21 protein-coding genes and 1 pseudogene are annotated in these 20,547 nt (G+C 71.6%); 5 read left to right on the top strand and 17 right to left on the bottom strand.

All coding sequences use genetic code 11. The features are described 5' to 3' along the window. Positions 1–86: 86 nt before the first annotated feature. The 9 genes and pseudogenes from mutM to ACIBCM_RS34260 all read right to left on the bottom strand — a co-directional run bounded on the left by mutM (position 87) and on the right by ACIBCM_RS34260 (position 10,239). Positions 87–941, bottom strand: a complete 855-nt coding sequence (gene mutM, locus ACIBCM_RS34300) for a bifunctional DNA-formamidopyrimidine glycosylase/DNA-(apurinic or apyrimidinic site) lyase (protein WP_399250199.1) — start codon at positions 939–941, stop codon at positions 87–89. Between the two features lie 474 nt (positions 942–1,415). After that, positions 1,416–2,198 (bottom strand): annotated as a pseudogene (rnc, locus tag ACIBCM_RS34295) (ribonuclease III); the annotation flags it as partial. Between the two features lie 19 nt (positions 2,199–2,217). Beyond that, on the bottom strand, positions 2,218–2,391 hold the full coding sequence (rpmF, locus tag ACIBCM_RS34290) for a 50S ribosomal protein L32 (RefSeq protein ID WP_003965982.1): 174 nt from the start codon (positions 2,389–2,391) through the stop codon (positions 2,218–2,220). Between the two features lie 2 nt (positions 2,392–2,393). After that, complete coding sequence (locus ACIBCM_RS34285; protein WP_399250197.1) at positions 2,394–2,999, bottom strand: YceD family protein; 606 nt, start codon at positions 2,997–2,999, stop codon at positions 2,394–2,396. Between the two features lie 204 nt (positions 3,000–3,203). After that, entirely contained in the window at positions 3,204–4,397 is a 1,194-nt protein-coding gene (locus ACIBCM_RS34280; RefSeq protein ID WP_399250195.1) for a cell division initiation protein, read from the bottom strand. Between the two features lie 115 nt (positions 4,398–4,512). After that, complete coding sequence (coaD, locus tag ACIBCM_RS34275; protein ID WP_399250193.1) at positions 4,513–4,992, bottom strand: pantetheine-phosphate adenylyltransferase; 480 nt, start codon at positions 4,990–4,992, stop codon at positions 4,513–4,515. Between the two features lie 26 nt (positions 4,993–5,018). Next, positions 5,019–5,621 carry a 16S rRNA (guanine(966)-N(2))-methyltransferase RsmD gene (gene rsmD / locus ACIBCM_RS34270; protein ID WP_399250191.1) on the bottom strand — a complete coding sequence of 201 codons (603 nt, stop codon included), beginning with the start codon at positions 5,619–5,621 and terminating at the stop codon, positions 5,019–5,021. 139 nt (positions 5,622–5,760) lie between these two features. Continuing rightward, positions 5,761–7,968, bottom strand: coding sequence for an ATP-dependent DNA helicase RecG (recG, locus tag ACIBCM_RS34265; protein WP_399250189.1), 2,208 nt, complete (start codon positions 7,966–7,968; stop codon positions 5,761–5,763). 654 nt (positions 7,969–8,622) lie between these two features. Beyond that, positions 8,623–10,239: a DAK2 domain-containing protein gene (locus ACIBCM_RS34260; RefSeq protein ID WP_399250187.1), complete on the bottom strand. Its 1,617-nt coding sequence runs from the start codon at positions 10,237–10,239 to the stop codon at positions 8,623–8,625. A 269-nt stretch (positions 10,240–10,508) separates the two neighbouring features. Between ACIBCM_RS34260 and rpmB the strand changes: the two genes are divergently transcribed. Beyond that, complete coding sequence (rpmB, locus tag ACIBCM_RS34255; protein WP_003957616.1) at positions 10,509–10,694, top strand: 50S ribosomal protein L28; 186 nt, start codon at positions 10,509–10,511, stop codon at positions 10,692–10,694. A 249-nt stretch (positions 10,695–10,943) separates the two neighbouring features. On the opposite strand, the gene thiD is transcribed toward rpmB, so the two are convergent. Both thiD and ACIBCM_RS34245 read right to left on the bottom strand, forming a co-directional pair. Then, positions 10,944–11,732, bottom strand: a complete 789-nt coding sequence (gene thiD, locus ACIBCM_RS34250) for a bifunctional hydroxymethylpyrimidine kinase/phosphomethylpyrimidine kinase (protein ID WP_399250185.1) — start codon at positions 11,730–11,732, stop codon at positions 10,944–10,946. Continuing rightward, entirely contained in the window at positions 11,729–12,697 is a 969-nt protein-coding gene (locus ACIBCM_RS34245) for a thiamine-phosphate kinase (protein WP_399250183.1), read from the bottom strand. The genes thiD and ACIBCM_RS34245 overlap by 4 nt, the downstream gene beginning before the upstream one ends. A gap of 413 nt (positions 12,698–13,110) precedes the next feature. On the opposite strand from ACIBCM_RS34245, the gene ACIBCM_RS34240 reads away from it, so the two are divergent. Both ACIBCM_RS34240 and ACIBCM_RS34235 read left to right on the top strand, forming a co-directional pair. Next, positions 13,111–13,344: an Lrp/AsnC family transcriptional regulator gene (locus ACIBCM_RS34240; protein ID WP_389267442.1), complete on the top strand. Its 234-nt coding sequence runs from the start codon at positions 13,111–13,113 to the stop codon at positions 13,342–13,344. Between the two features lie 20 nt (positions 13,345–13,364). Then, entirely contained in the window at positions 13,365–13,841 is a 477-nt protein-coding gene (locus ACIBCM_RS34235) for a DUF3515 domain-containing protein (RefSeq protein ID WP_399250181.1), read from the top strand. 197 nt (positions 13,842–14,038) lie between these two features. Here the strand turns inward: ACIBCM_RS34235 and ACIBCM_RS34230 are convergent, their stop codons facing one another. From ACIBCM_RS34230 to ACIBCM_RS34220, 3 genes are all read right to left on the bottom strand, one after another. Next, the gene (locus ACIBCM_RS34230) at positions 14,039–15,226 is read right to left on the bottom strand and encodes a D-alanine--D-alanine ligase family protein (protein ID WP_399250180.1); all 1,188 of its coding nucleotides are present in this window, start codon (positions 15,224–15,226) and stop codon (positions 14,039–14,041) included. A gap of 65 nt (positions 15,227–15,291) precedes the next feature. Then, on the bottom strand, positions 15,292–16,302 hold the full coding sequence (locus ACIBCM_RS34225; protein WP_399250178.1) for an NAD(P)H-dependent glycerol-3-phosphate dehydrogenase: 1,011 nt from the start codon (positions 16,300–16,302) through the stop codon (positions 15,292–15,294). Next, on the bottom strand, positions 16,299–17,051 hold the full coding sequence (locus tag ACIBCM_RS34220; protein WP_399250176.1) for a lysophospholipid acyltransferase family protein: 753 nt from the start codon (positions 17,049–17,051) through the stop codon (positions 16,299–16,301). Before ACIBCM_RS34220 ends, ACIBCM_RS34225 begins: the two co-directional genes overlap by 4 nt. Positions 17,052–17,200: 149 nt before the next feature. Here ACIBCM_RS34220 and cofC point away from each other — a divergent pair, with 149 nt between their 5' ends. Further along, the gene (gene cofC / locus ACIBCM_RS34215) at positions 17,201–17,884 is read left to right on the top strand and encodes a 2-phospho-L-lactate guanylyltransferase (protein ID WP_399250174.1); all 684 of its coding nucleotides are present in this window, start codon (positions 17,201–17,203) and stop codon (positions 17,882–17,884) included. Positions 17,885–18,159: 275 nt separating this feature from the next. Next, complete coding sequence (locus ACIBCM_RS34210; protein WP_399250172.1) at positions 18,160–18,363, top strand: hypothetical protein; 204 nt, start codon at positions 18,160–18,162, stop codon at positions 18,361–18,363. 458 nt (positions 18,364–18,821) lie between these two features. Here the strand turns inward: ACIBCM_RS34210 and ACIBCM_RS34205 are convergent, their stop codons facing one another. The 3 genes from ACIBCM_RS34205 to leuD form a co-directional block, all read right to left on the bottom strand. Further along, positions 18,822–19,466 carry an HU family DNA-binding protein gene (locus tag ACIBCM_RS34205; protein WP_399250170.1) on the bottom strand — a complete coding sequence of 215 codons (645 nt, stop codon included), beginning with the start codon at positions 19,464–19,466 and terminating at the stop codon, positions 18,822–18,824. A gap of 154 nt (positions 19,467–19,620) precedes the next feature. After that, entirely contained in the window at positions 19,621–19,848 is a 228-nt protein-coding gene (locus ACIBCM_RS34200; RefSeq protein ID WP_389267449.1) for a hypothetical protein, read from the bottom strand. A 104-nt stretch (positions 19,849–19,952) separates the two neighbouring features. Further along, on the bottom strand, positions 19,953–20,546 hold the full coding sequence (leuD, locus tag ACIBCM_RS34195) for a 3-isopropylmalate dehydratase small subunit (RefSeq protein WP_399250169.1): 594 nt from the start codon (positions 20,544–20,546) through the stop codon (positions 19,953–19,955). Position 20,547: the final 1 nt, after the last annotated feature.

The following is a 20,547-nucleotide window of genomic DNA, read 5'->3' as shown; positions in this document are numbered from 1 at the left end:
CACGCGAGGTCAGGTCTCAGACCGCCCACGGCATCAGGGCGCGCACAGAGTCGGGGCGCGCACGAAGTCTCGGGGACCCGGCGGAATCAGGGGCGCGGCGGGCGCTGGCAGCGCGGGCAGAAGTAGCTGGAGCGGTTCATCCAGGGGCGCCTGCGGATGAGCGTGCCGCACCGGGCGCAGGGCCGGTCCTCCTGGCCGTAGGCGTCCAGCGAGCGGTCGAAGTAGCCCGATTCGCCGTTGACGTTCACATACAGGCTGTCGAAGCTGGTGCCGCCGACCGCGAGGGCCTCGTTCATCACTTCCCGTATATGGCGGAGCAGCTCGGCCGCCCTGGGGCGGGTGAGGCCCGCCGTGGGGCGCTCGTAGTGGAGCTTCGTACGCCAGAGGGCCTCGTCGGCGTAGATATTGCCGACCCCGCTGATCAGGGACTGGTCCAGCAGCGCCCGCTTGACCGTCGTACGCCGCAGCCGCAGCGCGGTGTGGAAGGCGTCGTCGTCGAAGGCCGGGTCGAGCGGATCACGGGCGATATGGGCGATGACGTCGGGCAGCCCGTCGGGGGTGTTGTCGTGCAGCGACAGCCCCCCGAAGGTGCGCTGGTCGACGAAGCGCAGCTCGGTGCCGAGGGTGTCGTCGAAGCGCACCCGGACACGCAGATGCCTCTCGTCCCCCGCGTCCTCGGGCTGTACGAGCAGCTGACCGCTCATGCCCAGATGGCCGAGAACCGATGTGTCCGTGGAGCCGAGCGGCAGCCACAGATACTTGCCGCGGCGGGACGCGTCCCCGATCCGGTTCCCGAGGAGCCTGGCCGCGAAGTCCTCCGCTCCGGCGACATGGCGGCGGACGGCTCGCGGGTGCAGCACCTCCACCCCGGAGATCGTGCGCCCGGTGACCCAGCGCTGGAGTCCACGGCGTACGACCTCGACCTCGGGTAGCTCTGGCACGGGGCTCCCTCCGGGTGACGCTCACGGTGCTGTCGGCAGCGTACCTCTCCCCCGGCGGGCGGAACGCCGAGGTCCCGTGCTTCCCGGGGAAGCACGGGACCTCGTGCGCAGAGAGGCTGGACAGCGGATTCAGGCCGTGGCCCGGTCCACCCGTCCGGAGGAGCCGGACCCGGACGAGCCGGCCCCGGGGGAATCCGGTACCGGGGTGCCCGGTACGGGGGAATCCGCGCCGGACTCTCCCCGCGCGGGAGCACCCGCGCCGGCGGGAGGTTCCTGCGCGGTGCCCGCCGCCGGGGAAGCCGCCCGGGCGGAGGCGGTCTCCGCCGGGACCCCGTTCTCGGGGACCGTCTTCCCGGCGGCCGGCGCCGTGGGGCCGTCCCCCCGGGGCTGCTCCGGGGGCTCGGCGGACCCCGGCGCTCCGGAGGTGTCCCCGGCACCCGCGGTCCCGGCCCCTTCGGGCCGCCCCGCTTCCTCCGTGGCACCGGCCGTCTGCGACTCCATCGCCTTGGCCGCCGCGGCGCGCTCGTCGGCGGCGGCACGGATCTCCCGCCACGCGGTCTCCGCCGCCTGCTGTTCCGCTTCCTTCTTGCTGCGGCCGGTGCCGGTGCCGTACGAGACACCACCGACGCGGGCGGCAGCAGTGAAGGTCTTCTCGTGGTCGGGCCCCGTCTCGGTGACGAGGTACTCCGGCACCCCGAGCCCCTCGGCCGCGGTCAGCTCCTGGAGGCTGGTCTTCCAGTCCAGGCCCGCACCGAGGTTCGACGACTTCTCGATCAGCGGGTCGAAGAGCCGGTGGACCAGCTCGGACGCCGCTTCGAGACCCTGGTCGAGATAGACCGCGCCGATCACCGCTTCGAGGGTGTCTGCGAGGATGGACGCCTTGTCCCGGCCGCCCGTGCCCTCTTCGCCCCGGCCGAGCCGGATGAAGAGGCCGAGTTCCAGCCCCCGGCCGACCTCCGCCAGCGCACGCGAGTTGACCACCGCGGCCCGCAGTTTGGCCAGCTGGCCTTCCGGCAGGTCGGGGTGGGTGCGATAGAGCGTGTCGGTGACCACCAGTCCGAGGACCGAGTCACCGAGGAACTCCAGCCGCTCGTTGGTGGGCAGACCGCCGTTCTCGTACGCGTACGAACGGTGGGTCAGCGCACGCACCAGAAGGGCGGACTCGACGTGGTAGCCGAGCCGCCCTTCCAGAAGCGTGTGGGACGAGGCTGCGTTGTTAGTGTCTGCCTGCTTCTTGGCATGTGACAGCTCAGACATCGGGCCTCTCACCAGCCGCTCAGACCTCGAGGACCTGGCGCTTGTTGTAGGTGCCACAGCTGGGGCACGCGATGTGCTGCAGCTTCGGCTCCTGGCAACGCTCACACGAAACCAGGGTGGGGACCGCAGCCTTCCACTGCGACCGGCGGTGGCGCGTGTTGCTGCGCGACATCTTCCGCTTCGGAACAGCCACGGCTACTTCTCCTGCTTCTCGTCGACGCCCGCATCGGCGCCGCCCATGTTGTCCTTCTCGCCGTCCTTGATGGTTTCGGCGAGTCCTTGCAGTGCCGCCCAACGGATGTCGACGGCTTCGTGATGGTGATCCGGGTCGTCGTCGAGCCTGATTCCGCACTGGGCGCAGAGACCGGCACAGTCCTCCCGGCACACCGGCTGCATCGGCAGTGCGAGCACCACCGCGTCACGCAGCACGGGCTCGAGGTCGAACAGGCCGTCCTCGAGACTGAGGATGTCCTCGTCCCCGGCGTCGTCGCCGGGCTCCGCGGCTGAGCCGCGGCCCCGGTCATCGGCGTCGGGGTACGTGAACATCTCCTGGAAGTCCGCGGCGACATCAAGGCGCAGCGGCTCCAGACACCTTACGCACTCCCCCTCGGCCGACGCACGGGCGGTGCCTGTGACAAGCACCCCTTCCATGACCGACTCCAGGCGGAGGTCCAGCTCCACGGTCGCGCCGTCCGGCACTCCGATGACCCCGTCCACCCCGAGGTCCTTCGGCGCGGGCACCGACCGGGACAGCCGCTGGAGCGCACCGGGACGCCGGCCCAGCTCGTGCGTGTCGAACACGAGGGGGTTGCGGTGGTCGAGGCGGGCGTTCAGGGCTGTTCCTGCTTTCGGATCGTGCCGACGCGTCGCGGTGACGTGCCAGGGGGGACTGCCACCCCTTGCGACGGGAAGCGCGCAGCCGGGATCGCGGAGCTGTGCGCGACCGAAGAACCAGGGTACTGGACCGGGCGCTATTGGCCCAATCCGGCCCGGGCCGGGGCCGTCTCAGTGCCCCTGCTCATAGCGTCGCAGCTGCTCCATGTCGATCATGCTGGTGTCGAAGAGGCTTGTCTCGTCGAGGGCGGCGGGCGTCGGCTGGGGTCCTGGGACGCCCGGGTGCCGGGGCTGGAGCTGCTGGTGCTCGTGCATCTGCTGATGGGGCTGCTGCTCGGGGAGCTGCTGGTAGGCGTACGGGTCCTGGGGGGCGTACTGCTGCTGCTCGTACCCCTGCTGTCCCAGCTCTCCCGGCTGCCCCTCCGGTCCTGGCTGACCCAGCTGTCCCGGCTGGCCCTGTTGGTCGTAGCCCTGCTGCTGATAGCCCGCGTACGGATCCTGCTGGTATCCGGCGTACGCCTGCTGATAGGCGTACGGGTCCTGCTGCGCCGGGATCCCCGGCTGCGGCTCGTACGCCGGCTGCTGGGGCGCCGGGGGCCGGCTTGCGGGCTCCCGGGCGGCCCGGGGGTCGGGGTCGGCCAGCTCCGCCAGCCCGGCGAGATAGTCCGCGTCGCTGGTGGTGTGCGCTCCGGGGGCCGCCGCGTCCTGGGCGGCCATGTGCTCGCCGAGCGCGTCACCGGCGGTGCGGCCGTGCAGCTTCTGCCGGCCGCGCCCGACGGCTTCGAGGGTCTTGCTCAGCACGGCCTCGAAGGCGCCGAGCTTGGCGTCCACGTACTCGTCGGCCCGGCCGACGAGGGTGCGCGGGTCGGAGCTGTGCTCGGGGGCGTCCTGGTCGGGGTACCCCTGGGCGTCGAGGCCGGGGCCCCGGCCGAGGAGCTTCTCCCGGCCGCGGTCGACGGAGCCGATGGTCTTGGTGAGGACGACCTCGAAATTGGCGAGCTTGGAGTCGACGTAGTCGTCGGCCTCGGCGCGGATCTCCTCGGCCTCCCGGCGGGCGTCGGCGAGAATACGGTCGGCCTCGTCCTGGGACTGCCGGGCGACCTGGGTGTCCGCGACGAGGGAGCCGCGCTCGGCGTGGGCGCTCTCGATGATCCGCTCGGCCTCCTGGCGGGCCTGGGCGACCATCTGCTCCCGGCCGCCGAGCAGCTCCTGGGCCTGGGCCAGCGAGCCGGGCAGTGCTTCGCGTACCTCTTGGAGCATCGCGAGCAGTTCGGCGCGGTTGACCACGCAGGACGCCGACATGGGCATGGACCGGGCGCTGCCGATCGCCTCGACGATCTCATCCAGCTTCTTCTGCACGTCCACCGTGGTTCGCCACTCTCTGCGCTGAAAGGTCTGTGCCGGACGACTGTACGGCCAGTCAGCGCCTTCCGGCACCGGTTGACGTTCCGTCAGCGCGGTCGGCGGCGAGCCCTCGGTGTCACTGCTCGGCGAGCCGGCGGACCAGGGCCTCGTGCACGGCCGGGGGCAGCAGATGGGAGACGTCACCGCCCCAGGCGGCGACCTCCTTGACCAGGCTGGAGGAGAGGAAGCTGTAGGTGGGGTTCGTCGGGACGAAGAGGGTCTCGACGCCCGAGAGCCCGTTGTTCATCTGGGCCATCTGGAGCTCGTAGTCGAAGTCGCTGACGGCCCGCAGCCCCTTGACGATGGCGGGGATGTCCCGCTGCTTGCAGAAGTCGACGAGCAGACCGTGGTGGGACTCCACCAAAACGTTTCCGTAGTCACCGGTGACATCGCGGATCATCTCCATCCGCTCCTCCACCGTGAACAGGCCCTTCTTGGACTTGTTGATCATCACCGCGACATGTACGACGTCGTACAGCCTGGAGGCGCGGGCGATGATGTCGAGGTGTCCGTTGGTGATGGGGTCGAACGACCCCGGACAGACTGCGCGGCGCACTGGAAGTCCCTCGCTCTCCGGCCCGGTCATGGGGCGTCTTCGCACTGAGATGCCTGGTCGCAGCCGGAGGCGGTGCGGCCGTGCCACAGCGTTCCCTCGCCGTAACGACGGGAGCGCAGTGGCTGGAAACCCGGTGGCCAGTTGAAGGTGCCGCCTCTGGTGCTGCGCTCCACGGTGGCGAGCGCGTCGGCCGCTAGCCAGCCCTGAGTGCGGAGTGTGAGTAGGATCTCCCGAAGAGCAATGTCCGTGACAGAGTACGGCGGATCCAGAAAAATCACATCAAATGGGTCAGCAGGTGGCGGACCTGCGACGATCTGCTCCGCCTTGCCGGTACGGACCTCGGCGCCGGGCAGCCCGAGCGCCCGGACGTTCTCCTTGACGATCCTGGCGGCGCGGGCGTCGGACTCGACCAGCAGGGCATGGGCGGCCCCGCGGGACAGTGCCTCCAGGCCCACCGCGCCGGAGCCCGCGTAGAGATCGGCGACCCGGGTGCCCTCGAAGGTGCCGAGCAGCGATTCCCAGCTGGAGAAGAGCCCCTCCCGCGCCCGGTCGGACGTGGGGCGGGTGCCGGTGCCGGGTGGTACGGCGAGACGGCGGCCACCGGCCGTACCGGCGATCACGCGGGTCATCTCAGTCCTTACGACGCTGTTCTCTGTTCGCTGTTCTCTGTTCCCGGGTTCACCGGGCTCACCGGGCTCACCAGGTCTTCGCGGTCAGTCTCTCAGCCCGTGCCGGGATACCGCCTCCCAGCCCTTGCCCGGTCGTCGCTCAGCCCTTGTCGAGATACCGCTCGCGCTCCTTGTCCAGCAGGGCGTCCAGCGCGGTGCGGAGCCCGGGCAGCCGCTCCAGCCCGGGATCGTCGCCGACGACGGCCGCCGCCTCCTCGCGGGCCGCCACGATGACCTCCTCGTCGTCGATGACGGAGAGCATCCGCAGCGACGAGCGGACCCCCGACTGCGCCTGGCCGAGCACATCGCCCTCGCGGCGCTGTTCGAGGTCGATACGGGACAGCTCGAAGCCGTCGAGCGTGGCGGCGACCGCGCCGAGCCGGGCTCGGGCGGGGGTGGCCTCCGGCATCTCGCTGACCAGCAGACACAGCCCGGGGGCGGAACCACGGCCGACCCGGCCGCGCAGCTGGTGCAGCTGGGAGACGCCGAAGCGGTCGGCGTCCATGATCACCATGACGGTGGCGTTCGGGACGTTGACCCCGACCTCGATCACGGTCGTGGCCACCAGCACGTCCACCTCGCCCGCGGCGAAGCGGCGCATGGTGTCGTCCTTGTCGTCGGGCTGCATCCGGCCGTGGAGCACGGCGATACGGAGACCGGCGAGCGCCCCGCGCCCCAACTCCTCCGCGATGTCGAGCACGGCGAGCGGGGGCCGTTTCTCGGCCTCGTCCTCGGCGGACTTCTTCTTCGCCCGGTCCTCCTCGTCCCCGATGCGCGGGCACACCACATACGCCTGGTGGCCCTTGCCGACCTCCTCTCGTACCCGCTCCCAGGCGCGGGCCAGGAAGTGCGGCTTGTCCTGGGCTGGGACGACATGGCTGGCGATCGGGGAGCGACCGGCGGGGAGCTGGTCGAGGACGGAGGTCTCCAGATCGCCGAAGACGGTCATCGCGACGGTGCGCGGGATGGGGGTGGCGGTCATGACCAGCAGGTGGGGCGTCCGGCGCTCGCCCCGGGACTCCCCCTTGGCCCGCAGCGCGTCGCGCTGTTCGACGCCGAAGCGGTGCTGCTCGTCGACGACGACCAGGCCCAGATCGTGGAACTGGACCTTGTCCTCGATCAGCGCGTGGGTGCCGATGACGATCCCGGCCTCGCCGGTCACCAGGTCCAGCAGGGCCGCACGGCGGGCTGCGGCGCCCATCGAGCCCGTCAGCAGCACCACCTTCGTGGCACGCTCGGCCGCGCTGAGCATGCCTCCCTCGGCCAGTTCGCCCATCATCTCCACCACGGAGCGGTGGTGCTGCTGGGCCAGGACCTCGGTGGGCGCGAGCATCGCCGCCTGGCCGCCCGCGTCCACGACGGTGAGCATCGCGCGCAGCGCGACCAGCGTCTTGCCGGAGCCGACCTCGCCCTGGAGCAGCCGGTGCATCGGATGCTCGGTCGCCAGATCGCCGAAGATCTCCCGTGTGACCTTCTCCTGGCCCTCGGTGAGGGTGAACGGCAGCCTGGCGTCGAAGGCGTCCAGCAGCCCGCCGGGAACCGGCCTCCGGGCGACGGCGGGCAACTGGGTGTCCGCGAAGCGGCGCCGGGCCAGGGCGACCTGGAGGACGAACGCCTCGTCCCACTTGAGACGCTGCCTGGCGTCCTCGATGTCCGCCTTGGTGTGGGGCCGGTGGACCTTGAGCAGCGCCTCGGGCAGCGGGACGAACCCCCTGCCCTCCCGCAGCGACGGCGGCAGCGGGTCGAGGGCGTCCTGGGCGCGGGGCAGCACCGCGTCGACCGCCTTGGCGATCTTCCAGGACTCCATGCCCTTGCACGCCGGGTAGATCGGGATGAGGGCGCCCGCCCAGGACTCCACCGCACTTCCCGCGGAATCCGGGTCCCCGGACTCGTCCGCGCCCAGCTTGGCGTACGTGGGGTGGGCGAGCTGGAGACGGCGGTTGAACACCGAGACCCTGCCGGCGAACATCGCGCGGCTGCCGGGGAGCAGCTCTTTGTGCGGCTTGTGGACCCCGCGTCCGAAGAACACGAGCTGGAGACGGCCGCTGCCGTCCGTGATCGTGATCTCCAGGCGCTTGCCGCGACCGCCGTTGAAGGTGTGCACACGGGCGTCGGCGACCTGGGCGACGACGGTCACGTCCTCGTCGAGGGGCAGCTCGGACAGCCGGGTGAGCTGGCCACGCTCCTCGTACCGGCGGGGGTAGTGGTGGAGCAGGTCTCCGACGGTGTGCAGGTCGAGCTGCTCGCCGAGCACCTTGGCGGTGGCGGGGCCGAGGGTCTTCTTGAGCGGTTCATCGAGCGGGGGCACGGTCCCATTGCACACCACGGGTGTGACATACGGGGGCAGGTGGGGGTGTCGCCGACGCGGTGCGGGTTTCCTGGGCTGCCGCCGGGTCCCGCCTCCTCAATCGCCGGAGGGGCTGAGGTGGTGGGCCCGCCCCCACGGAATCCGGGTCCCCGGACTCGTCCGCGCCGAGTTCGGCGAACCCTGCCCTGCGGGGACCGGGCCCATCCCTCGCGAACAGCGCGGGCACCTGCGGGGCTCCGCCCCGGACCCCGCTCCTCAAACGCCGGAGAGGCTCAAAACACGCCCCCCCAACACCGGAAAGGCTGGGAGGGCAAGACCCTCCCGCAGGCACAGGCCCGGCACCGAATCGGCGAACCCGACCCCGCACGGACAGGCCCACCCCACACGAAACAGCGCCGGCACCCGCGGGGCTCCGCCCCGGACCCCGCTCCTCAAACGCCGGAGAGGCTCAAAACACGACCCCCCCCCAACACCGGAAGAGCCGGATTGGCGCACCCACCGCTGGAAACCGGAGGGGCTGGATTGGTGCGCCCGCCCCTGAATCACCGGAGAAGGCTGAAGAGGCGAACCCACGCTCCCAACACCGGAAGAGCCGGATTGGTGCACCCCTCAAGCACGGGGCACTGAATCGTTGCGCCCATGGCGCAGAGGGGGCTATTCGACGCCGATCAGGAGAGGGGTGGCGCTGTGGCCCGAGTGGTAGAGGGTGGTGTCGACGGCCAGATAGGTGTCGCGGACATGGCGTTCGAGGCGGGTGGCGACGGAGGGGCCGTCGGGGGTGTCCGCGGAGAGGATCAGGGTGACGAGTTCGCCGCCGGCGGCGAGCATACGGTCGAGGACGGCGGTGGCGGTGGCCGTGAGGTCGGTGCCGATGACGGCGACATCGCCGTCGATCAGTCCGAGGATGTCCCCGGCCTGGCAGACGCCCGCCGAGGTCCAGGACCGGTGCTCGGCGACGGCGAGTTCGGCGTAGCGGGTCGCGCCCGCGGCGGCGGTCATCGCGACGACGTCCTCGTCGAAGCGGCGGCCGGGCTCGTGGACGGCGAGGGCGGCAATGCCCTGGACGGTGGCCCTGGTGGGGATGAGGGCGACACGGACGCCCTCCGTACGGGCCTGTTCGGCCGCGGCGGCAGCGGGGTGGCGCAGTTCGGCGGAGTTGGGGAGGAGGACGACCTCGCGGGCGTGGGCGCGGCGGATGGCGTCGACGAGTTCGCCGCTGGCGGGCGGTTCGCCGGGGCGGGCGAGCACGGTCGTCGCGCCCGCCTCCGCGCACAGGGCCGCGATGCCCTCGCCGGGGACGACCACGACGACCGCGCGCTGCACCTGCTCCCGTACGGGCACGGCCGCGCCACCGAAGTGCGTGATGCGGATCCGGTGCGGGCGGCCCGCCTCGACGCCCGCCTCCACCGCGGCGCCCGCGTCGTCGACATGGACGTGGACGTTCCACAGGCCGTCGCCCCCGACGACGACGAGGGAGTCGCCGAGGGCGTCCAGCCGGGTCCGCAGCCGGGCCACGGCGGTGTCCTCCGCCTCCAGGAGGTAGATCACCTCGAAGGCCGGGCCGCCGTCGGCGCAGGGTTCACCGGCGCTCGGGACGGGGACCGCGACCCGGCCCGGGGGCGGTGCAGGCGGCGCCTCGCCCGTAACGGCCTCGACCAGCGCCCCCAGTACCGCGAGCAGCCCCCGCCCGCCCGCGTCCACCACACCCGCGCGGCCGAGGACGTCGAGCTGCCCGGGAGTCGCGTCGAGGGCGGTCCTGGCACCCTCGTACGCGGCCCTCGCGGCATCGTCGGGCATGCGCCCGGCCGCGTCCGCCGCCGCCGAGGCGACGGTGAGGATGGTCCCCTCGACGGGGTGCGCGACGGCCTCACGGGCGAGTTCGGCGGCCCGCCGCAGCGCGCCCGCGAGATGGTCCCCGTCCCCCACGCGCTCGGCCATGCCCCGCAGAAGCTGCGCCAGGATCGTGCCGGAGTTCCCGCGCGCGCCGAGGAGGGCCCCGTGGGCCATGGACCGCACCACGACGGACACCTCGGGCACCCCGGCCCCGGCGGAAAGATCCGATCGGTCTGCCATATCGGGCTCGTGTGCGGCGAAGACGGCCTCCACGGCCGTGGCCGCGGACTCGACCGTCAGATACAGATTGGTGCCGGTGTCCCCGTCCGCCACGGGATAGACGTTGATCGCGTCGATCTCCTCGCGCTCCCGGCCGAGTGCCTCCAGGGCCCGGGAGCACCAGGTGCGTACCGCTGCGGCGTCGAGATTCTGCGGCACCTGGTGATCCTCCTCGGACAGCCGGGCATGGCCGTGGTCGACGGCCGTGGGCGGGGGGTCGCACCGCAGGGTAGACCCCGCACGGCGGCCCGGAGCGGAGTGGGGGCGGGAGAGGCCATGGTAGTTTCGTTGTACGGACGCAGTCGTTGTATGCTGCTCCGGTTGCCTGATGAGAGTCAGGCCATTCCCCGGCAAAGCCACCGATCAGTTACTGATTTCCGGCACGCCGGAATTCACTGTAAGTGCATCTGAAGTCTTTGGAGTGACCCGTGGCTGCCAACTGCGACGTCTGCGGCAAGGGGCCGGGCTTCGGCAACAACATTTCGCACTCGCACCGCCGTACGTCCCGTCGCTGGAACCCGAACATCCAGCGTGTGCGTGCAGTGGTCGGTCGGACGCCGAAGCGGCTCAACGTCTGCACCTCGTGCATCAAGGCCGGCAAGGTCTCGCGCTAATCCACGACCCACGTCGTAGCGCAGCCTCTGCGGTTGCCTTGAAAGCCGGTCCACCTTCCGGGTGGGCCGGCTTTTTGCGGTCCGCGTACCATCGCCGGGCGCCCGGAGCCACGGCGTGACGTCCGGAGCCGCAGCGACCGTCTGACGCCCTGAGCCCGGCCTGCACCGGTGTCGAGCCCTCGCCGCCGGGCGCCCCGGACCGTACCCCGGCCGTGGATGCCCGGCCCCGCTCACCACCACCCCGCGGTCTCAGCTCCGCCGGCGCCACCCGTGGTCCACCGGCCCGATCCCCTCCCCCAGAGCGAACCCGGCGGCGATCGCCCCGGTCACATACTCCTTGGCCTCACTCACGGCCTCCGGGACGCCGAGCCCCTTCGCCAGGCCCGCCGCGATCGCCGAGGCGAGGGTGCACCCGGTGCCGTGGGTGTGCCGGTTGTCGTGCCGGGGGGCGCGCAGCCAGTGCTCCGCGGTGCCGTCGGTGAGCAGATCCACCGCGTCGCCCGTGAGATGGCCGCCCTTGATCAGCACCCAGCGGGGCCCGAAGGCGAGGACGGCGTCCGCGGCCCGGCGCATCCCGCTCTCTCCGGAGACCTCCACCCCCGTCAGCTGGGCCACCTCGTCCAGGTTGGGGGTGGCCACGGTCGCGACGGGCAGCAGCCGGTGGCGTACGGAGTCGAGGGCGGACCTCGCGAGCAGGGAGTCCCCGTGCTTGGAGACCCCGACCGGATCGACGACGACGGGCGCGTCCGTGGCGGCCAGCAGTCCCGCGACCGTCTCCACGAGCTGCGCGGACGCCAGCATCCCGGTCTTCACGGCCTGGACGCCGATGTCGTCGACGACACTGCGGTACTGGGCGCGTACCGCCTCCACGGGAAGTTCCCAGTACCCCTGGACACCCCGTGAGTTCTGCGCGGTGACGGCCGCTATGACGCTCATGCCGTGGGTGCCGAGGGCGAGCATCGTCTTCAGATCGGCCTGGATGCCCGCGCCGCCGCCGGAGTCGGAGCCGGCGACGGTCAGGACCAGCGGCGGCGTCACGATCCCTCCGGGGAGCCGAAGTGGTCCCAGCCGCCCTTGCTGTGCCAGGGCAGACCGTCGACGGTCACCTGGGGCGGCCCGGACGGGCCGAGGACCTCGCCGATGACCTTCCAGCGGGCGGGCAGCTTCACATCGGGCGGGAAGGCCGCCACGATCGCGTGGTCCTCTCCCCCGGTCAGCACCCACTGGAGGGGGTCGACACCGACGGCCTGGCCGATGTCGTTCATCTGGCCGGGGATGTCGATGGCGCCCGACCGCAGATCGATACGGACCCGGCTGGCCTCCGCGATGTGCCCGAGGTCGGCGATGAGTCCGTCGCTGATGTCGCACATCGCCGTAGCGCCCAATCCGGCCGCGGCGGGCCCCGCGTGGTACGGCGGTTCGGGCCGCCGGTGCGCCTCCACGAAGGCGCGCGGCGAGCGGAATCCCCGGGACAGGACCGCGTGCCCGGCCGCGGACCAGCCCAGCCAGCCGGTGTAGGCGACGACGTCACCGGGGCGCGCCCCGGCCCGGGTGACGGGTTCCAGACCGCGCAGATCACCGAGCGCGGTGACCGCGAGGGTGATCACATCGCCGCGTACGACGTCCCCGCCGACCACGGCCGCGCCCGCGACCTGGCACTCGTCCCGGATGCCGTCCATCAGCTCGGTGGCCCAGGTGACCGGCAGTTCGGCCGGGACGACGAGCCCGAGGAGGAGCGAGGTGGGAACCGCGCCCATGGCCGCGATATCGGCCAGATTCTGGGCGGCGGCCTTGCGGCCCACGTCGTACGCCGTCGACCAGTCACGGCGGAAGTGCCGTCCCTCCAGCAGGACGTCCGTGCTCGCCACGACCCTGCTGTCGGGGGCGTCGACGACGGCCGCGTCGTCCCCGGGTCCGAGCCGGACCGCGGGGGTGGAGGTGAGCCGGGAGGTGAGTTCTCTGATGAGACCGAACTCCCCCAACTCGCCCACAGTGCCCTTCACCGAGTCCCACCTCTCCGTCGTCCCGCCGGACCACCCGGCTGAGCTGTTCTGCTGCGGTTTCCCCGCGGTCGCGAACCGCGGGGCCCGTGGGTACCGTCGATGTCCCGCACACGTACGCGCGCGGGGCATCCGTACGACGCACCCGTACCGGGTTCCCGTCGGCGGACCGCGGATCCGGACACGGAATCCCGGGCCCGACATGTAGCCGACACGTAAGGGATACGTAAGAGATCCACTGATCCGTCAAGAGATACGTCAACTTCTGCTTTCCGCACGCCACACTACGGACGCCACCCGGCGCGCGGGTCTCCCCCCGGCCCGTGACGACGCGATACCGTGGCGTCCCTTTCTCCCCCCTGGGGTCTCCCCGCCGAAGGTAGGGGAAACGATCCCAGGGCCGCCCTGGAGGTTCCGTGGTACAGGCGTACATCCTGATTCAGACCGAGGTGGGCAAGGCGTCGACCGTCGCCGAGACCATCGGGAAGATCCCGGGAGTGATGCAGGCCGAGGACGTCACCGGCCCCTACGACGTGATCGTGCGCGCGCAGGCCGACACCGTCGACGACCTGGGGCGCCTGGTGGTCGCCAAGGTCCAGCAAGTGGACGGCATCACCCGAACCCTGACCTGCCCGGTCGTGCACCTGTAGCCCCCGTCTACGCTTGGCCGGTGAACTTCGCCCGGTCCGCACTGCTCCCCGCCTCCGCCGTGGTGCTGCTCGCCGTCGCGGGCTGCTCCACATCGGACGCTGCCCTTCCGGTCCCCGTTCCCAGTCCCCCGCCCGAGGAAGCCGCGCTGTGCGCGGCCCTGCACGACGAACTCCCGAAGACGGTCGCCGGGCACGACCGCACCGACCTGGATCCGGCCTCGGAGCTGACCGCCGGCTGGGGCGACGCCGCGATCGTACTGCGCTGCGGCGTCCCCCGGCCCGCGAAGATGAGCAGCCCCCAGACGCTCGGGATGGAGGCGAACGGCGTCAACTGGATGCTGGAGCAGCGGACCGAGGGCCCCCGCTTCACCACGACCTACCGCGAGACCTATGTCGAGGTGACCCTCGACGAGCGGTACGCCCACGACTCCACCCCGCTCGCCGACCTGGCCGGACCGGTCGCCAGGACCGTGCCGGCCACGCTGGAGATCCCCTGAGCGGTACACCCGGCGCCACCGCGCGCCCGGGACCGGCCCCCGGACCCCGGAGGTCGTCCCGCCGTCTCCGCCGGGCGCGCGGTCGACGGCCGTCTCCCGGCCGGCTTCCCTGGGCCCGGCGGCCGGGAGGTGCCCACAGCCTCCGGTGAGCGCGCCGGTCCACCGGCGGCTACGGGACACCCGGCCCGGTCACAGCACTAGCGAAGCCCGGTGGAGCGGCGCAGCGCCGCCCGGATCAGCAGATCCACCAGTTCGGGGTAGGTGACGCCGGTCTCCTGCCACATGCGCGGGTACATGGAGATCGGAGTGAAACCGGGCATCGTGTTGATCTCGTTGATGACGAACCGGCCGTCCTCGGTGAGGAAGAAGTCCGCGCGGACCAGTCCCTCGCAGGACGCGGCGTCGAAGGCGTCCACCGCGAGCCGCCGCACCTCGGCGCTCTGCTCCCCGGTGAGCGGCGCGGGGACGATCCCCGGCGCCGAGTCGATGTACTTGGCCTCGAAGTCGTAGAAGTCGTGCGACTGCACGGACGGGATCTCGGCCGGGACGCTGGCGCGCGGGCCGTCCTCGAACTCCAGCACACCGCACTCGATCTCCCGGCCGCGCACCAGCGCCTCCACGAGGATCTTGGGGTCGTGGCGCCGGGCCTCCTCGACCGCCGCGTCCAGGCCGTCGGCGGAGTCGACCTTGGTGATGCCGATGGACGAGCCGGCCCTCGCGGGCTTGATGAACAGCGGCCAGCCGTGCTCACCGGCGAAACCGATGATCTTCTTGCGGGCGGCGGCGGGGTCCAGCTCCCACTCGCGCGGGCGGATCACCTCGTACGGGCCGACGGGCAGCCCGAAGGAGAGGAACACCCGCTTCATGTACTCCTTGTCCTGGCCGACGGCCGAGGCGAGCACCCCGGATCCGACATAGGGCACCCCGGACAGCTCCAGCAGCCCCTGGAGGGTGCCGTCCTCCCCGTACGGGCCGTGCAGGACGGGGAAGACGACGTCGACCTCGCCGAGCGCCTTGGGCACGGCGCCGGGCTCGCTGTAGAGGAGTTCGCGGTTGGCGGGTTCCACGGAGAGGACGACCCCGCCGTCGGTGGACTCGGCCAGCTCCCCCACGTCCGGGGTGCGGCGCTCGGTGATCGCCATCCGCTCCGGTTCGTCGGCGGTGAGCACCCAGCGGCCCTGCGTCGTGATGCCGATGGGGACGACGTCGTACTTCGTACGGTCGATGGCCCGCAGTACGGCGCCGGCGGTGACGACGGAGATCCCGTGTTCGGAGCTGCGGCCGCCGAAGACGACGGCGACGCGCGGCTTACGGGACGGCTGCCCGTCGCTCCGCGGGGCACGGGTCTGCTGCTCAGGGCTCTGGGGGAGGTTCTCGCTGCTCATAACGTCCTGAGACTACCGTGCGCCTCCCCGTGTGCCACCGGCCCGCGCCGGGCGGATCGGGTGTGTCAGCGGCGCTCCGGCTTCGCGCTGCGGGACATCAGCTCCTTGAGCGCGACCACCGGCGGCTTGCCCTCGTGGACGATGCCGACGACCGTCTCGGTGATGGGCATGTCGACGCCGTGCCGACGGGCCAGATCGAGCACCGACTCACAGGACTTGACGCCCTCGGCGGTCTGCCGGGTGACCGCGATGGTCTCCTGGAGGGTCATGCCCTTGCCGAGGTTCAGTCCGAAGGTGTGGTTGCGCGACAGCGGGGAGGAGCAGGTCGCCACCAGGTCGCCGAGTCCGGCGAGTCCGGAGAACGTCAGCGGGTCCGCGCCCATCGCGAGGCCGAGCCGGGTGGTCTCTGCGAGCCCCCGGGTGATCAGGGAGCCCTTGGCGTTGTCGCCGAGGCCCATGCCGTCCGCGATGCCGACGGCGAGTCCGATGACGTTCTTCACCGCGCCACCGAGTTCGCAGCCGACCACATCGGTGTTGGTGTACGGGCGGAAGTACTGGGTGTGGCACGCGGACTGGAGCCGCCGTGCGACCGCCGCGTCCCGGCAGGCGACGACCGCGGCGGCGGGCAGCCGCTGGGCGATCTCCTTGGCGAGGTTGGGCCCGGTGACGACGGCGACCCGGTCGCCGGGGACCTGGGCGACCTCCTCGATGACCTCGCTCATCCGCTTGGCGGTGCCGAGTTCGACGCCCTTCATCAGGGAGACGAGAACGGTCCCCGCGGGCAGCTCCGGCGCCCAGGCGGCGAGGTTTCCGCGGAGCGTCTGGGAGGGGACGGCGAGGACGGTGAGGTCCGCGCCGTCGAGTGCCTCGGCGGGGTCGGTGGTGGCCCGGAGCCGGGGCGGAAGCTCAATTCCCGGCAGATAGTCGGGGTTGGTGCGGGTGGTGTTGACGGCCTCGGCGAGTTCGGGGCGGCGGCCCCAGAGGGTCACCTCGCAGCCCGCGTCCGCGAGGACCATGCCGAAGGCCGTGCCCCATGAGCCGGTTCCGAAGACGGCCGCCTTGGCGGGGTGTGTCACAGTGTTCCTTCCCCTGCGGCCTTGCGCCGCTGTTCTGCCCGGGCCGTGCGGTTGTCGTACGGCTCGTCCGGTGCCTTCTCGCCGCGTACCTCTTCGAGCAGCGAGGTGATCGCGGCCATGATGGCCTCGGTCGCCTCGCGCAGCACCTCGGGCGTGGGCTCCAGATCGTAGAACCCGCTGAGGTCGACCGGGGGTCCCGCCTGCACGATCAGGGTTTTACGGGGGAACAGCCGCAGCTTCTTCTCCCGGGCGTACGGCGGCATCGCGAGATTGGCGCCCCACTGGGCGACCGGAATGACGGGCACCTTCGTCTGGAGCGCGATACGGGCGGCTCCGGTCTTCCCCGCCATGGGCCACATTTCGGGGTCCCGGGTGATGGTGCCCTCGGGATAGAAGGCGACGCATTCGCCCCGCTCAATGGCCAGGACGGCGGCGCGGTACGCGTCCAGCGCATTGGTCGACTCGCGGTAGACGGGGATCTGCCTGGTCCCGCGGAGCATCATCCCGACGAACGAGCCCTTGAACAGGGCGGCCTTCGCCAGAAAGCGCGGCACCCGTCCCGAGTTGTACTGGAAGTGCGCATACGAAAGGGGGTCGAGATAGGAGTTGTGATTGACCGCGGTGATGAATCCGCCGTCGGCCGGAATGTGTTCCGTTCCCCGCCAGTCCCGCTTGAACAGAACCAACAGCGGCGGTTTTGCGATGACCGCCGCCAGGCGGTACCAGAAGCCGATTCTACGGCGGGACACGCGCACACCCTTCTTCTGTGACCTGGCCTTTGCCGGGCCGCCGGGGGTCAAGTGTCGCCCCGCGCCCCTGCTCTGTCGAGCACACCGTACGCCCCGGTCACCGGACCGGCCCCCCGGTTTGTCACAGGGCCGGGCCACAATGGGGGCCGATGCGCACGGACGGAGAGCTGACCACGGACACCGACACGACGGCCCACTGGTCCCTGGTGGTCCCGCTGAAACCCCTTGTACTGGCCAAGAGCCGACTGGCCCCGGCCGTCGGCGGCGTTCCCCGGTCGCGGCTCGCGCTCGCGTTCGCCCAGGACACCGTGGCGGCGGTGCTGGCCTGCCCGGCCGTGCGGGATGTGGCCGTTGTCACGGACGACCCGGTGGCCGCCGCGAAGCTCGCCGCGCAGGGTGCCAGGATCGTGCCGGACCTGCCGGGCGCGGGGCTCAACGCAGCGCTGGCACACGGCGCGGAGGCGGTCCGGGAACGGCGGCCCGACGCCCCGGTGGCCGCGCTGAACGCGGATCTGCCCGCGCTGCGCCCGCTGGAATTGGCCCGGGTGCTGGGGTACGCGACGGGATTTCCGCGCGCGTTTCTGGCGGACCGCGCCGGTATCGGGACGACATTGCTCACGGCGGCCCCGGGCATCGAATTGCGCCCCGGTTTCGGGGGTCCCTCCCGGCGCCGGCATTCGGCTTCGGGGGCCGTGGAAATCCCCCTCGACGGTGTCGATTCGGTACGCCAGGACGTGGACACTCCGGACGATCTGACGGCCGCGCTCGCCCTGGGGGCGGGCTCCCGCACCACCGCCGTTCTCGCGGCGGACGCCCGGGCGGCGCGGGGCTGAACCGGTGGTCACCCTCCCGCCCGGCCCGTGAGGCCCCGGCGCGGGACCCCGGCCCGCGCACGCGCCGAGCCGCCGGGACCGCCCGGGTACGTCCGCGTCCCGTACGAGACCGGCCGGCGGGCGCGGCGCCGTACACCGTGGACCGGCCCCTGGGGACCGGCGGGGAGCGGGCCCGGACCGTCCGGATGACGGGGCGGTACGGAGGCGGCGGGCCCGTCGCGTTCCGTCACCCACGGCCCGGGGGATCACGGGGACAGCCCTTAAGCTCACCTCTCATGCAGGCGACCTCATACACATACGACCCCGAGACCCGCAGCGGCAGTGTGCTGCTCGACGACGGTACCCCCGTGGACTTCGACGCCGCCGCGTTCGACGCGGGCGGGCTGCGGCTGCTGCGGCCGGGGCAGCGGGTCCGTATCGAGACGGAGGGTGAGGGCGCGGGGCTGCGTATCACGCTGGTGACGCTTCAGACGCTCTGAACCGCTGCGGGCGGCGAGCTCGCCTGCGCCCCGGAGGCCCGAGGGCCGGGCGGTCCTGATGCGATGGTGCCGTCCGGATTCGCGCGACCGGCCTCGGGGCCGTGACCTCCGTGGCCGCCACCGGGCTCACGCCCCGGACGGGCCGGGGAACGCCTCTCTCGAACACCGGACCGCCGGACGGGCGACCCCGTACCGCCGCCGGGCCGGGCTGGACCGCCTTACCCCGGGCCCGGCCGGGCCGCGGGCGGCCGTGGGACGGCCGCTGACCCCGAGGAGGGGGCCGACGGGGTGCCGCAAGGGGCCGGCTGCCCGCGGCTCACGGCCGGAGGGGCCGCCCGCGCGGGAGATTCCGTACGGGACGAAGGGCCCGGCCCCCGGACACGCCGCGGGCCGGGCTCCCCCAGGGGAGCCCGGCCCGGCGCGTGAGTGGCCCTGAGGCCCGGTACCGCTTACCTCCGCTACCTCTTCCGGGTAGCGGTCTTCTTGGCGGCGGTCGTACGCGCGGTCGCCTTCTTGGCCGGCGCCTTCTTCGCGGTGGCCTTCTTGGCCGGGGCGGTCTTCTTGGCAGCCGCCTTCTTGGTGGTGGCCTTCTTCGCCGTGGTCTTCTTGGCGGCGGTCTTCTTCGTGGCCGTGGTCTTCTTGGCCGCGGTCTTCTTCACGGCGGTCTTCTTGGCCGCGACCTTCTTGGCCGGAGTGGCCTTCTTGGCAGCCGCCTTCTTGGCGGTGGCCTTCTTCGCCGCCGCCTTGGCGGTCGTACGGGTGGCGCCGCCCGAGAGGCTGCCCTTGGGCGCCTTCTTCACCGCGACCTCGCCACCGCGCGGAAGCTTCTTCGAGCCGCTGACCAGGTCCTTGAACCCCTGACCCGCACGGAAACGCGGTACGGAGGTCTTCTTGACCCGCACCCGCTCACCCGTCTGCGGGTTGCGGGCGTAGCGGGCGGGTCGGTCGACCTTCTCGAACGAGCCGAAGCCGGTGACCGAGACCCGGTCTCCGGCGACAACCGCGCGGACGATCGCGTCAAGCACCGCGTCGACAGCGTCGGCGGCCTGCTGACGACCGCCGAGCTTGTCGGCAATCGCTTCTACGAGCTGCGCCTTGTTCACGTCTTCCCCTTCGGAGACATTGCCGGAACGAATCTGTCCAGGCTTTTTCGCACGTTAGGCAGATATATACCGCAAATCAAACACGAAACGGGCTAATCACCCTAGTGCCGCAACGAAGTCGGCCGTGGATGTCGACCCTTCGCGAGTTCGGGTGTCAGTCGCCTTCAGGGAATCGGCCCTCGTCGAGGTCCTGCATCAAGCGGTCCAGACGCCGTGCCGCATCCGGGAGATCGTGCTTCGCCGCGGCCGTGATGACCAGCAGCTTCCGGGAGAGCGCCATCCGTACGCCCTCCGGGACTTGCAGTTCACGCACGGCTGTGTGCGCTTCCTTCAATCGGGCCGCGACCTCCTCGTAGAGCTTGAGTTGGTTGTCGCGTTCCATGCACCGATTGTGCCATCTGGGGCGAGTTGTCGCCCGGGAGGGGCTCAACGCACGACCGCGCCCCCCACCGGAAGGTGGGGGGCGCGGTTGGGGAAAAGCGCTGATCAGACCTGAATAGTGCGCGGTTTGAAGGAGGGCCGGGACGCCTCGTAAGCGGCGATGTCCGCTTCGTTCTGAAGGGTGAGGCTGATGTCGTCGAGACCGTTCAGCAGCCGCCAGCGGGCGTTCTCGTCCAGCTCGAAACCGGCGGTGAACCCGGGCGCGCGGACCTCGCGCTCCTGGAGGTCGACGGTGATCTCGACCGCCGGGTCGGCCTCCGTCAGCTCCCACAGCCCGTCGACGGTCTCCTGCGGCAGAACCACGGTCAGCAGGCCGTTCTTGAGCGAGTTCCCGCGGAAGATATCGGCGAACCGGGAGGAGATGACGGTCTTGAAGCCGTAGTTCTGGAGCGCCCAGACGGCGTGCTCACGGGAGGAGCCGGTGCCGAAGTCGGGGCCCGCGACCAGGACCGTCGCTCCCTGCCGCTCGGGCTGGTTGAGGACGAAGGCGGGATCCTTGCGCCAGGCCTCGAAGAGCCCGTCCTCGAAGCCGTCGCGGGTGACCTTCTTCAGCCAGTGGGCCGGGATGATCTGGTCGGTGTCGACATTGCTGCGGCGCAGCGGGACGGCCCGGCCGGTGTGTGCGGTGAATGCTTCCATG

The organism is Streptomyces sp. NPDC051018, assembly GCF_044456085.1.
GTDB lineage: Bacteria > Actinomycetota > Actinomycetes > Streptomycetales > Streptomycetaceae > Streptomyces.
Note: the sequence above shows the minus strand (reverse complement) of the source record. Positions and strands in the feature narration are given on the sequence as shown.